This is a genomic window from Pseudomonas sp. S2_A10 (assembly GCF_054668465.1).
Map to the genome: position 1 here is coordinate 4489540 of NZ_CP162773.1, position 12786 is coordinate 4502325.

8 protein-coding genes are annotated in these 12786 nt (G+C 61.9%); 7 read left to right on the plus strand and 1 reads right to left on the minus strand.

The window, feature by feature from the left end; genetic code table 11:
• Window positions 1–54: 54 nt before the first annotated feature.
• Genes lexA through AB4N41_RS20200 form a run of 4 tightly spaced genes read left to right on the plus strand, consistent with a single transcriptional unit; the run spans window position 55 to window position 5784 of the window.
• Window positions 55–672 (plus strand): transcriptional repressor LexA, encoded by a 618-nt coding sequence (lexA, locus tag AB4N41_RS20185; protein ID WP_041478675.1) that lies wholly within the window; start codon window positions 55–57, stop codon window positions 670–672.
• On the plus strand, window positions 672–1289 hold the full coding sequence (imuA, locus tag AB4N41_RS20190) for a translesion DNA synthesis-associated protein ImuA (RefSeq protein ID WP_041478676.1): 618 nt from the start codon (window positions 672–674) through the stop codon (window positions 1287–1289). The genes lexA and imuA overlap by 1 nt, the downstream gene beginning before the upstream one ends.
• A gap of 5 nt (window positions 1290–1294) precedes the next feature.
• Window positions 1295–2710 carry a Y-family DNA polymerase gene (locus tag AB4N41_RS20195; RefSeq protein WP_252877984.1) on the plus strand — a complete coding sequence of 472 codons (1416 nt, stop codon included), beginning with the start codon at window positions 1295–1297 and terminating at the stop codon, window positions 2708–2710.
• Complete coding sequence (locus tag AB4N41_RS20200; protein WP_252877985.1) at window positions 2707–5784, plus strand: error-prone DNA polymerase; 3078 nt, start codon at window positions 2707–2709, stop codon at window positions 5782–5784. Before AB4N41_RS20195 ends, AB4N41_RS20200 begins: the two co-directional genes overlap by 4 nt.
• A gap of 138 nt (window positions 5785–5922) precedes the next feature.
• Here the strand turns inward: AB4N41_RS20200 and AB4N41_RS20205 are convergent, their stop codons facing one another.
• The gene (locus AB4N41_RS20205) at window positions 5923–6402 is read right to left on the minus strand and encodes a hypothetical protein (protein WP_252877986.1); all 480 of its coding nucleotides are present in this window, start codon (window positions 6400–6402) and stop codon (window positions 5923–5925) included.
• A 707-nt stretch (window positions 6403–7109) separates the two neighbouring features.
• Between AB4N41_RS20205 and AB4N41_RS20210 the strand changes: the two genes are divergently transcribed.
• The 3 genes from AB4N41_RS20210 to AB4N41_RS20220 all read left to right on the plus strand — a co-directional run bounded on the left by AB4N41_RS20210 (window position 7110) and on the right by AB4N41_RS20220 (window position 12718).
• Entirely contained in the window at window positions 7110–7799 is a 690-nt protein-coding gene (locus AB4N41_RS20210; RefSeq protein WP_016774461.1) for a GntR family transcriptional regulator, read from the plus strand.
• Window positions 7800–7934: 135 nt separating this feature from the next.
• Window positions 7935–10046: an ATP-binding protein gene (locus tag AB4N41_RS20215; RefSeq protein WP_252877987.1), complete on the plus strand. Its 2112-nt coding sequence runs from the start codon at window positions 7935–7937 to the stop codon at window positions 10044–10046.
• Window positions 10047–10084: 38 nt separating this feature from the next.
• On the plus strand, window positions 10085–12718 hold the full coding sequence (locus AB4N41_RS20220) for an excinuclease ABC subunit UvrA (protein ID WP_252877988.1): 2634 nt from the start codon (window positions 10085–10087) through the stop codon (window positions 12716–12718).
• Window positions 12719–12786 lie beyond the last annotated feature (68 nt).

The window sequence follows — 12786 nt, forward strand, 5'->3', positions numbered from 1 at the left end:
CGTCGGCATGCGCCGACTGGCGGTTCTTGTCAGGCATTTCCCACAGGAGTACAAATGTACTCCATGACCAATCTGACTCCCCGCCGTACCGCCATTCTGACCTTTATCCGCGATCGCATCGCCGAGCACGGTCAGCCCCCAAGCCTCGCTGAAATCAGCGAGGCTTTTGGTTTTGCCTCGCGCAGCGTGGCGCGCAAGCATGTGCTGGCGCTCACGGAAGCCGGTTTCATCGAGGTCAACCCGCATCAGGCCAGGGGCATTCGTTTGCTCGGCCAGCCATCGCGTCCGGAGCTGCTGGAGATCCCCGTACTCGGTCGTGTGGCCGCCGGCGCGCCGATTGGCGCCGATGCCGATATCCATAACCGTTTGCTGCTCGACCCGGCGCTGTTCTCCCGCACCCCGGATTACATGCTGCGGGTGCAGGGCGACTCGATGATCGAAGACGGCATTCTCGATGGCGATCTGGTCGGTGTGCGGCGCAATCCCGAGGCGCTGAACGGCCAGATCGTCGTTGCGCGTCTGGACGGTGAAGTCACCATCAAACGCTTCGAACGGGTCGGGGATGAAGTGCGCCTGCTGCCGCGCAACCCGGCGTACAAGCCGATTGTCGTGCGTGATGATCAGGATCTGGCCATTGAAGGCGTGTTCTGTGGTCTGGTGAGGCAAGGCTGATGGGCGCCGTCGTTGCGTTGGATACGCTGTTCAATGGCGGCCAGGTCTGGCGCGGCAGGCCTGCGCCACCGGCGGCGAGTCCGCAGCCGACCGGGCATGCGGGACTGGACGCAGCTCTGCCCAGCGGCGGCTGGCCGGAAGCGGCGCTGAGCGAAATCCTTCTCGCCGGCCCTGGTGTCGGCGAGCTGCAACTGGTCTGGCCAACCCTGGCGCGATTGTCCGCGGCCGGTGAGCGCATCGTGCTGGTGGCGCCGCCGTTCGTGCCGTACCCGCAGGCCTGGGCCAATGCCGGGGTCGATTTGCGCCAGTTGTCGGTGATTCAGGCCAGCGAACGCGATGCCTTGTGGGCGGCGGAGCAGTGTCTGCGCTCGGGCAGTTGCGGCGCGGTGCTGTGCTGGCCGAACAAGGCCGACGACCGGGCTTTGCGGCGTTTGCAGGTAGCGGCGGAAACCGGCCAGACCCTGGCCTTTGCCTGGCGCCCGTTGAGCGAGGCGGTCAACCCGTCACCGGCAGCGTTGCGCATAGCCATCGATGCCAAACCGGCGCAACTCCGCGTACTCAAATGCCGTGGCGGGCTGGCGCGTGCGGCGCCGATTGCCTTTGCCGTGGGGCACTGATCGTCATGCGCTGGGTATGTATTCTCTTTCCGCAACTGGCCCTCGACGCTGTGCTGCGTCAGCGGCCCGACCCTGAAGAGCCGTTGGTGCTGCTCAGCGGTCCGGCCCAACGCCGAGTGCTGCAAGCGGTAAATCCGGCGGCGCGCAAACTCGGCCTGCGCCCCGGCATGTCGATGACCGCCGCGCAAGCCATGAGCAAAGGCTTTGCCACCGCCGATTACGAGGTGGCCGAGGTCGAGCGCTGGCAGCAGTTTCTCGCCGCGTGGGCCTATCGCTTCAGCGCGCAGGTCAGCGTGCATTACCCGCGTACCGTGGTGTTCGAGATCGAATCGAGCCTCGGACTGTTCGGTACCTGGCCGCAATTTGAAGCTCGCCTGCGCCAGGAATTGAAAGATCTGGGCTTTCGCCATCGCATCGTCGCCGCGCCGAACCCGGTGGCGGCACGAGTGCTGGCCAATGCCTACGATGGCCTGGTGGTGCCGGACAGCGAAGCCTTGCAGCATCATCTCGGGCAATTGCCGGTTGATCGTGTGGGGCTGGAGCCGAATGTCGCCACGGCGTTGTCGCGCATGGGCCTGCGCAATCTCAGTCAGGTGCAAAGCCTGCCACGCCAGGCACTGGCCCGGCGTTTCGAAGCGCAGATGCTCAAGCACCTCGACACGCTGTTCGGCGCACGCCCGCTGGCGCTGGCGTTCTATCTGCCGCCAGACCGTTTCGATATCCGCATCGAACTGAATTTCGACGTGCAATCCCATCAGGCATTGCTGTTCCCGTTACGGCGCTTGACCGGCGACCTGTCGGCGTTCCTCTGTGGGCGCGACAGTGGCGTGCAGCGTTTTGATCTGCATCTGGAACACGCAGGGCTGCCGGACACGGTGATCAAGGTCGGCCTGCTCAGTGCCGAGCGTGACGCGGCGATGCTGTTTGAACTGGCCCGTGGCCGGCTGGAGCAAGTCCAGGTCGAGGCGCCGGTGCGTGGTTTTCGCTTGCGCGCCGAAGACCTGCCGAGTTTCGTTCCGCAGTATCAGGAGCTGTTCGACGACCGCCCGCAGCAGACCTTGCCCTGGGAGCAATTGCGCGAACGTCTGCGCGCACGGCTGGGTGATGACGCGGTGCAGGGCTTGCGCTTTCAGGCCGATCATCGCCCCGAGTGCGCGTGGCAGAATGGCGTCGACAAACAGCCTTGCACAGGTTTGCCCAGCGTCCAGCGCCCGGGCTGGCTGCTCAACGAACCGCAGAGCGTGCCGGAAGGTTCGGCGCGGATTCTCATGGGGCCGGAGCGCATCGAATCCGGTTGGTGGGACGGTGGCGACGTGCGGCGTGATTACTACCTGATCCAGAACCGCGCCGGTCAGCAGGGCTGGGCCTGGCGCGCTGTGGGTGAGGGCGGCCCGCTGTGGCTGCAAGGCTGGTTCGCATGAGTGCCGATTACGCCGAACTGCATTGCCTGTCGAATTTCAGTTTCCAGCGCGGAGCCTCCAGCGCGCTGGAGCTGTTTCAGCGGGCGAAAAAGCACGGCTATCAGGCGCTGGCGATCACCGACGAATGTACCCTGGCCGGCATCGTTCGTGCGTGGCAAGCGGCAAAGTCCGTCGAGTTGCCGCTGATCATCGGCAGCGAGGTGCGCATCGACAACGGCCCGAAACTGGTACTGCTGGTGGAAAACCTTGCTGGTTATCAGGCCCTGTGCGGCTTGATCACCCAGGCCCGGCGGCGTACGCAGAAAGGCCAGTATCAGCTGCTGCGCGAAGACTTCGCCGAAGCGCTGCCGGGTTTGCTGGTGTTGTGGGTGCCGGATTCAGTGGATGACCGCGAAGAAGGGCGCTGGCTGAAACAAACCTTCGGCGACCGCCTGTGGCTCACGGTGCAACTGCATCGCGGGCAGAACGATCAGCAGCGGCTCGCGGCATTGTTGGCTCTGGCGGCTGAGCTGCAGACTCCAGCCGTGGCCAGCGGCGATGTGCACATGCATGCCCGGGGGCGCCGTGCCTTGCAGGACACCATGACCGCGATCCGTCATCACGTCCCCGTGGCCGAAGCGGGTTTGCGCCTGCATCCCAATGGCGAGCGGCATTTGCGTTGCCTTGATGTGCTGCGCGAATTGTATCCGCCGGACTTGCTCGAAGCGTCGCTAAAACTGGCCAGACGCTGCACCTTCGATCTGAGCGAGCTGCGCTATCAATATCCGAAAGAGCTGGTGCCCAAGGGCCACAATGCCAGTTCCTGGTTGCGTCATCTGACCGAGGAGGGCATTGCCTGGCGCTGGCCGAAAGGGCCTCAGGCCAAGGTGCTCAAGCAGATCGATGACGAGCTGCAATTGATCGCTGAACTCGGCTACGAAAGCTACTTCCTCACCGTGCACGACGTGGTGCGCTTTGCCCGCACGCAGAACATCCTCTGTCAGGGCCGTGGTTCGGCCGCCAACTCGGCGGTGTGTTTTGCCCTGGGCATCACCGAGATCGATCCGGATCGTACTACGCTGCTGTTCGAACGCTTCATGTCCAAAGAGCGCAACGAGCCGCCGGACATCGATGTCGATTTCGAGCACGAGCGCCGCGAGGAAGTCCTGCAATACGTGTTCAACCGTTATGGCCGGCGACGTGCGGCGCTGACCGCGGTGGTCAGCACCTATCACGCCACCGGTGCCGTGCGCGATGTAGCCAAGGCCCTCGGCCTGCCACCGGATCAGATCAACGCGCTGGCCGATTGCTGCGGGCGCTGGAGCGATGAAACGCCGCCGCTGGAACGTTTGCGTGAAGGGGGCTTCGACCCGGACAGTCCGGTGCTGCGTCGGGTACTGAGCCTGACCGGGCAACTGATCGGCTTCCCCCGGCACCTGTCGCAGCATCCCGGTGGTTTCGTGATTTCCGAGCAACCGCTGGATACCCTGGTGCCAGTGGAAAACGCAGCCATGGCCGACCGCACCATCATCCAATGGGACAAGGACGACCTCGATGCGGTCGGCCTGCTCAAGGTGGATATTCTCGCCTTGGGTATGCTCAGTGCGATTCGCCGCTGCTTCGACCTGCTGCGCCGGCATCGTGATCTGAACCTGACACTCGCGACGATTCCACCTGAAGACAAACCGACCTACGAAATGATCAGTCGCGCCGATACCGTCGGCGTGTTCCAGATCGAGTCGCGGGCGCAGATGTCGATGCTGCCGCGCCTGAAGCCAAAGACTTTCTACGATCTGGTCATCGAAGTGGCGATTGTCCGTCCCGGGCCGATTCAGGGCGGGATGGTTCATCCGTATCTGCGCCGACGTAATAACGAAGAGGCGGAAACCTATCCGTCGCCGGCGCTCGAAGTCGTACTCAAAAGAACCCTGGGCGTGCCGCTGTTTCAGGAACAGGTCATGCAGATCGCCATCGTCGCTGCCGACTACAGCCCCGGTGAGGCCGATCAGTTGCGCCGCTCGATGGCGGCGTGGAAGCGCCATGGCGGACTGGAGCCGCACAAGGAGCGCCTCGCCGCCGGCATGAAAAAGAACGGCTACACACCGGAATTCGCTGCGCAGATCTTCGAGCAGATCAAAGGCTTCGGCAGTTATGGCTTCCCCGAATCCCACGCCGCCAGTTTCGCCTTGCTGACCTACGCCAGTTGCTGGCTGAAATGCCACGAGCCGGCGGCGTTCGCCTGTGCATTGATCAACAGTTGGCCGATGGGCTTTTACAGTCCGGATCAGATTCTGCAGGACGCGCGGCGGCACCAATTGCAGATCCGTCCGGTGGACGTGCGCGCCAGTGACTGGGATTGCAGCCTCGAGCCGCTGAGTGCCGGGCAACCGGCGATTCGCATGGGCCTGCGCATGATCAAGGGATTTCGCGAAGAGGACGCACGGCGCATCGAAGCCGCGCGCCGACACGGGGCGTTTGCCGATGTCGCTGACCTGGGTGAGCGCGCCGCCCTCGACAGTCGTGCGCAGGCCTTGCTGGCAGACTCCGGCGCCTTGCGCGGTCTGGCCGGGCATCGTCATCGTGCGCGTTGGGAAGTAGCCGGGGTGCAGAAACAACTCGGCCTGTTCGCCGGCCTGCCCAACGAAGAGGAAGTCAAAATCGTCCTGCCCAAACCCAGCGTTGGCGAAGACCTGCATGCTGATTACTCGACCGTGGGGACGACGCTGGGGCCGCATCCACTGGCGTTGTTGCGTGGCGAGTTGCAGGCCCGGCGTTGCCGCAGCTCGCGGGAATTGATGGATATCGAACATGGCCGGCCGGTCAGCGTGGCCGGTCTGGTCACCGGCCGACAGCGCCCCGGTACGGCCAGCGGCGTGACGTTCGTGACCCTGGAAGACGAGTTCGGCAACGTCAACGTAGTGGTCTGGCGTGACCTGGCCGAGCGGCAGCGCCAAGTGCTGGTGGGGTCGCAATTGCTCAAGGTCGACGGCCGCTGGGAACGCGAAGGCGATGTGCGCCACCTGATCGCCGGGCGCATGAGCGACCTGAGCCCGCTGCTCAACGGCATTCATGTGCAGAGCCGGGATTTCCACTGATCAAACACCCACGCTTGCGTCAGCGATCAATCCGTCAAGACGAGTGTCGAGCGACTCACTACAACCGGGCGCAATCTCGCATCTGCATCGGTTTGGGTGGCTCACCAACTTGAGCGCTTCCTAACGGATCATCAGCGGTCACAGGGTGAAATTGTCCCGCCCTTTGATAGAAAAGCTGCCCGACTTGATGATTGCACTGGCGGAACCGGGCCCATTGGATTCAAAGGAGAAGCTACCTTCATAAAGTTCCCGTTCGTGATCAAAGGACAGACTAACCGAGCCACTGTCCGCGTTGTACGTCTGAAATAAGGTTTCAGCGCCATCGGCCCGCATTTTCCACCATGTGGCAGAGTACTTCCCATCCTTGATGGCATGGGTGCCACTGACCATGTCGGGATTGAACACCATCTCAATGCCTCTGATGACGGTGTTTCCTTGTTCATCTTCAATTGTCTGAACGGCGCTGAGGGTCAGGCGCAGTTTTTTATCGGTGGTGTAATAGTCATAAGCGAAGTTGAGTCCATCGGCAGTGAACGCCGGTTCACCTATTACATCAGTGGAAACCGTACCGGAGGAAGGATTGGTTCTGGTTTGTGGGAAAACGTGTTCCGTCAGCATGTGCAGCTCCTTGGCAACGGGTGCCGTTTATACGAATCGGTCCAGCAACATATCTCCAACCTATGCTGACAGTAGCCGGTCGTAAACTGTCAAACCTGACAGTTGACAACCCCTTGCTGATCGTTTGAGCAAAGTGTGGTTTAGCCGAATGACGAAGCAGGAAATAGATGTAGAGTCATCAATGACTGACCCTTGCAGGAGCGAGCCTGCTCGCGAATGCGGACTGTCAGGCAATGACGATGTCGAACGTGCCGCCGCCTTCGCGAGCAAGCTCGCTCCCACAGGGATTTTGGTTGCAATGAAGATGGTCGATCTGCCTCGTATCAGAGTGGGAGCGAGCCTGCTCGCGAAAGCGGACTGTCAGGCAATGACGATGTCGAACGTGCCGCCGCCTTCGCGAGCAAGCTCGCTCCCACAGGGATTTTGGTTGCAATGAAGATGGTCGATCTGCCTCGTATCAGAGTGGGAGCGAGCCTGCTCGCGAAAGCGGACTGTCAGGCAATGACGATGTTGACTGTGCCGCCGCCTTCACGAGCAGGCTCGCTCCCACAGGTTTTGGCTGTTTATTCAAAATCGAGATAAATCAAAAGGCTGCACCTTTGGACCGAAGGCAGATATTCTGCGCTTCACACCGGTACGGGAACCCGATCAATCTCCATGGCCAGCCACTGCCAGGATGAATTGCCCGACGCCAAAGGAGTGTTCGAATGAGCGAAAAGAAACTGGAAACCACGGTCGATCGCGTCTACCAAGGGGTTTACGCGGCGATCAGCAAGCGTTCGTTGCGCCCAGGCATGAAGCTGGGTGAGGCCTCGCTGGCCGAGTTGTTCAATGTCAGCCGCACGTCGGTGCGTGCTGCGCTCAAGCAATTGGAAGCCGATGGTCTGGTCACCACTGAGCCCAACAAAGGTGCATCGGTGTCGCTGCCCAGTGACGCAGAGCTGCGTTCGCTGTTCGAAACCCGGCGGCTGATCGAAATCGGCATCGTCACCGAACTGTGCCGGCGCAAAGACAGCGTTGCCATGCAGGATCTGCGTGAGCACTTGTTGCTGGAGGATGCCGCCCATGCGGCCGGCGACCATGAACGGCTGATCCATCTGCTCGGCGAATTCCACCTCAAACTGGCGCGCAGCCTGAACAATCCGGTGCTGCTCGACTGGTTCCAGAAGCTGATCTCGCGCGCTTCGCTGTATGCCGCCGCGCTCGATGACGACAGTCATCAAGCCTGCCGCGACGATGAACACCTGCGTTTGCTTGAGTACATCGAGGCCGGTAATCAGAGCGCCGCGATCGAGCTGACCTGCACGCACCTCAACGGAATCGAGAAGGCGATTCTCGACGTTGCTGCAAAAATGAAAACCGGCTATCACCCACTCAAACACTTGATTGGCGTCTGAATGGCTCTGTGTCGCAAATCGGCTATACCTCCAATGAAACCAATGCGTTTTCAGGGCCTCGAAACACACGGGCGTCGCGTCGTTGTAGCGTTGCGATAGATCGGAAAACCGCAAAAAAGGACACTGAGTCAGGCGATGCAGTTTTTATCCGAAAGCCACGGCTGTGAGGGCTGGAAAGGCGAAATGGCCGGACGCATCCGTGCGTTCGACTGGAGCCTCACCGAACTGGGTCCGCTCGCCGACTGGCCGGCCAGCCTGTGTAACACCGTGCAGCTGATGCTGGCTTCGCCGCTGCCGATGGTGATGCTCTGGGGCCATGCCGGCTACATGATCTACAACGACGCCTACTCCGAATTCGCCGGTGGCCGCCATCCCTATCTGCTTGGCGTGCCGGTAGAGCTGGGCTGGCCGGAAGTCGCCGAATTCAACCGCCACGTCGTTGACACTTGCCTGGCCGGCGGCACCTTGTCCTATCGCAACAAAGAGCTGGTATTGCTGCGCGACGGCGTGCCCGAAGACGTCTGGATGGACTTGTATTACAGCCCGGTGGCCAACGACGAAGGCGTGCCCGGCGGCGTCATGGCGATGGTGGTCGAAACCACCGAACTGGTGCATTCCGAGCGCCTGCGTCAGGCGGCCGAAGATGCCTATCGCGCCGACAACGAGCGCGTGCGTCTGGCGCTGAATGCCGGCGCACTGCTTGGCTCCTTTGTCTGGGACATCAAGAACAATCGCTTCTCTGCTGACGAACGTTTCGCCCGCACCTTTTCCTATCCGCCGGATCAGGACTTGAGCGATCTGCAACAAGAGATCGCTGAATCGCGCATTCATCCCGAAGATCATCGGTGGGTGCAGGAGCGAGTTGCCCATAGCGTGCGCACTGGCGAGCCGTACAACGCTGAATACCGCGTGCAGCGGGCCGACGGCCAGTACCTGTGGGTGTTGGCCAGTGGTGCCTGCGAGTTCGATGAGCAAGGCAAGCCGTTTCGCTTTCCCGGTGTGCTGATCGACATCCATGAGCGCAAAAACGCCGAAGAATCACTGCTCAAATTCACCCGCAATCTCGAACAGCGCGTGGCCACCGAAGTGAATGCGCGGCTCGCGGCCGAGGAACAACTTCGCCAATCGCAGAAGCTCGAATCCATCGGCGGCCTGACCGGTGGCGTTGCCCACGACTTCAACAATCTGCTGCAAGTCATCGCTGGCAACCTGCATCTGCTCGCCCGGCATGAGCCCAACAATGCCAACGTACAACGCCGGGTCGTGGCTTCGCTGGCGGCGGTCGAACGCGGTGCCAAACTGTCTTCGCAACTGCTGGCCTTTGCCCGGCGGCAACCGCTGTCACCGGCCGTGTGCAATCCAGAGCAAATTTTCGAAGGCGTGGGCGAATTACTCCAACGTGCATTGGGCGAAACCATTCAGATCGACGTGCAGTTGCCGCCGCAGCCCTGGCACATCAACGTCGACCGCAACCAACTGGAAAACGCGATTCTCAACCTGGCCATCAACGCCCGCGACGCGATGAAGGGCGAGGGCGTTATCGGCCTCAGTGCCGCCAATGTCTGCCTGGACAGCGAATACTGCGTCGGCAAGGGCATCGCGTCCGGTGAGTATGTGCGCGTGGCGGTCACCGACACCGGCGTGGGCATTGCCCCACAAATGCTGGAACAGGTTTTCGAACCGTTCTTCACCACCAAGGCCGACGGGCAGGGCACTGGCCTCGGTCTGAGCATGGTCTTTGGCTTCGTCAAACAGAGTGGCGGCCACGTCGAGATCGACAGCAAGCTCGGCGAAGGCACGCGGGTGCAGTTGTATTTCCCGCGCAGTCTGCGTCCGGTTCGTGAAGAGACCGCCAGTGTCGGCGAGCGCAAGAGCGGCGGCCACGAAACCATTCTGGTGGTGGAAGACAATGACGCGGTGCGCGCTTCGGCGGTGGAGTTGCTGCGCGAAGAAGGCTATCGGGTGATGACCGCGTGCAATGGCGACGTGGCCATGCAGATGCTGCTGGAAGGCATCGAGATCGATCTGATCTTCACCGACGTGGTCATGCCCGGCCTGATCAAGAGTTCCGATCTGGCCGCGTGGGCCAAGGTGCAGACACCGCCGGTGCCGGTGCTGTTCACCTCCGGTCACACCCGCGACATCATTTCCCGCGACCACCAGCTCAGCCCCGATACGCATCTGCTCGGCAAACCCTACAGCCCGCAAGCTTTACTGCAGATGATTTGCGAGGTGCTCGGCACCTGATGCCGAGCGCTGCCCAGTTTTTCAATCAAGGCAGGCCGATGATTTCCAAGCGCAATTCCAAAGCACCCGCCGGCATGGTTCGTGTGCGCGGCGCCCGCGAACATAACCTGAAGAACGTTGATGTCGATATTCCGCGCGATGCCCTGGTGGTGTTCACCGGTGTCTCGGGTTCGGGCAAGTCGTCGCTGGCGTTTTCCACGCTTTACGCCGAGGCCCAGCGGCGTTATTTCGAATCGGTGGCGCCCTACGCGCGGCGGCTGATCGATCAGGTCGGCGTGCCGGATGTCGATTCCATCGAAGGACTGCCGCCTGCCGTCGCTCTGCAACAACAGCGCGGCACGCCAAGCGCGCGTTCTTCGGTGGGCAGTGTGACGACGCTGTCGAGCCTGATCCGCATGCTCTATTCCCGGGCCGGGAGTTACCCGCCGGGGCAGCCTATGCTGTATGCCGAGGATTTTTCACCGAACACGCCGCAGGGCGCCTGTCCGGAGTGTCATGGACTTGGTCGCGTCTATGAAGTCACCGAAGCGCTGATGGTGCCGGACCCGAACCTGACCATCCGCCAGCGTGCAGTGGCGTCCTGGCCCTTGGCCTGGCAGGGGCAGAACCTGCGCGACATCCTCGTGACCATGGGCATCGATGTCGACATTCCGTGGAAAAAACTGCCGAAAAAGCAGCGCGACTGGATTCTCTTCACTGAAGAGACGCCGACGGTGCCGGTGTACGCCGGGCTGACCCCGGAGGAAACCCGCGTCGCCCTCAAACGCAAGATGGAACCGAGTTATCAGGGCACCTTCACCGGCGCCCGGCGCTACATCCTGCACACCTTCACTCACTCGCAAAGTGCGCTGATGAAGAAGCGTGTTTCACAGTTCATGCGCGGTAGCCCGTGCCCATTGTGCGAGGGCAAACGGCTCAAGCGCGAGGCGTTGTCGGTGACCTTTGCCGGCTACGACATTGGCGAGTTGTCGCAGATGCCGTTGCTGCAAGTGGCCGAAGTGCTGCGGCCTGTAGCGGCGGCGAATTATCTGGAACAGGCCGAGGAGAGCGGCGACACCCTCAGCCATGCGCAAACCCGCGAGGCGCGTCAGCAGCGGGTTGCCCATGGGGCCAGCGGTCACGCCAGCGCGCCGGACGTGCGCCATACGCCGAACCTGTCGCTGGAAAAGCGTCTGGCGGCGCAGCGCATCGCTGAGGATTTGCTGGAGCGGGTCAGCACCCTGACCGATCTCGGCCTGGGTTATCTGGCGCTGGAACGCAGTACGCCGACCTTGTCGTCGGGCGAGTTGCAGCGTTTGCGCCTGGCCACGCAATTGGGTTCGCAGCTGTTCGGGGTGATTTATGTCCTGGACGAGCCGTCTGCCGGTCTGCATCCGGCGGATGGTGAGGCGCTGTTCGAAGCGTTGCAGCGCTTGAAGGCGGACGGCAACACGCTGTTTGTAGTCGAGCATGATGTCGAAACCATGCGCCGTGCCGACTGGCTGATCGACGTCGGCCCAGCGGCGGGCGAGAAGGGCGGGCGCGTGCTGTACAGCGGTCCGCCTGCGGGACTTGCTGATATTGCAGATTCGCAGACCCGCGCTTATCTGTTTGCCGAAAACCAACGCCCTGAGCGCGCCGCGCGCAAGCCGAGCGGCTGGCTGAAGCTCGACGGCGTGACGCGCAATAACCTGAATAATCTTAGCGCCGAATTCCCTTTGGGCTGTTTCACCTCGGTGACCGGCGTATCGGGATCTGGCAAATCGAGTCTGGTCAGTCAGGCCTTGCTCGAACTGGTCGGCGCGCAGTTGGGCCGTCCGGTGGCCGAGGCCGAGTCAGAAGAGCCGAGCCTGGAAGATGACACTCCGCCGCCCAGCACCGGGCAGATCAGCGCCGGCCTGGAGTCGATCAAACGGCTGGTGCAGGTTGATCAGAAACCCATCGGACGCACGCCGCGCTCCAATCTGGCGACTTACACCGGGTTGTTCGACAACGTGCGCAAGCTGTTTGCCGCGACACCTGAGGCACAAGCGGCGGGCTATGATGCCGGGCAGTTTTCTTTCAACGTCGCCAAGGGCCGTTGCGCCACGTGTGAGGGCGAAGGTTTTGTCAGTGTGGAATTGCTGTTCATGCCCAGCGTGTATGCGCCGTGCCCAACTTGCCACGGAGCGCGATATAACCCGCAGACATTGGCGATTCTCTGGCAGGGCTTGAGCATCGCCCAAGTCCTGCAACTGACAGTCGATGAAGCGGTAGCGGTGTTTGCCGAGCAGGCGGGGATTCGTCGTTCGCTGGAAGTGCTGCGCGATATCGGCCTGGGTTATCTGCGCCTGGGACAACCGGCCACGGAGCTCTCCGGTGGTGAAGCGCAGCGGATCAAACTGGCGACCGAGTTGCAGCGCAGCCAGCGTGGCGCGACCTTGTATGTACTGGATGAACCGACCACGGGATTGCACCCGAGAGATGTCGATCGGTTGCTGGAACAACTCGATACGCTGGTAACGGCGGGGCACACGGTGATTGTGGTCGAACACGAAATGCGTGTCGTCGCGCAGAGCGACTGGGTGATCGACATCGGCCCCGGCGCCGGTGATCAGGGCGGCAGGATCGTCGCCGCCGGCACACCACAGAAAGTCGCCGCCAGCAAGAAGAGCAAGACCGCGCCGTTTCTTGCCCGTGCTTTAAGCCGATAACTGCAGCGCCTTGCTGGCCGCCATCGCTGGCAAGCCAGCTCCCACAGAAATTCAAGTTGTTGCCGAAA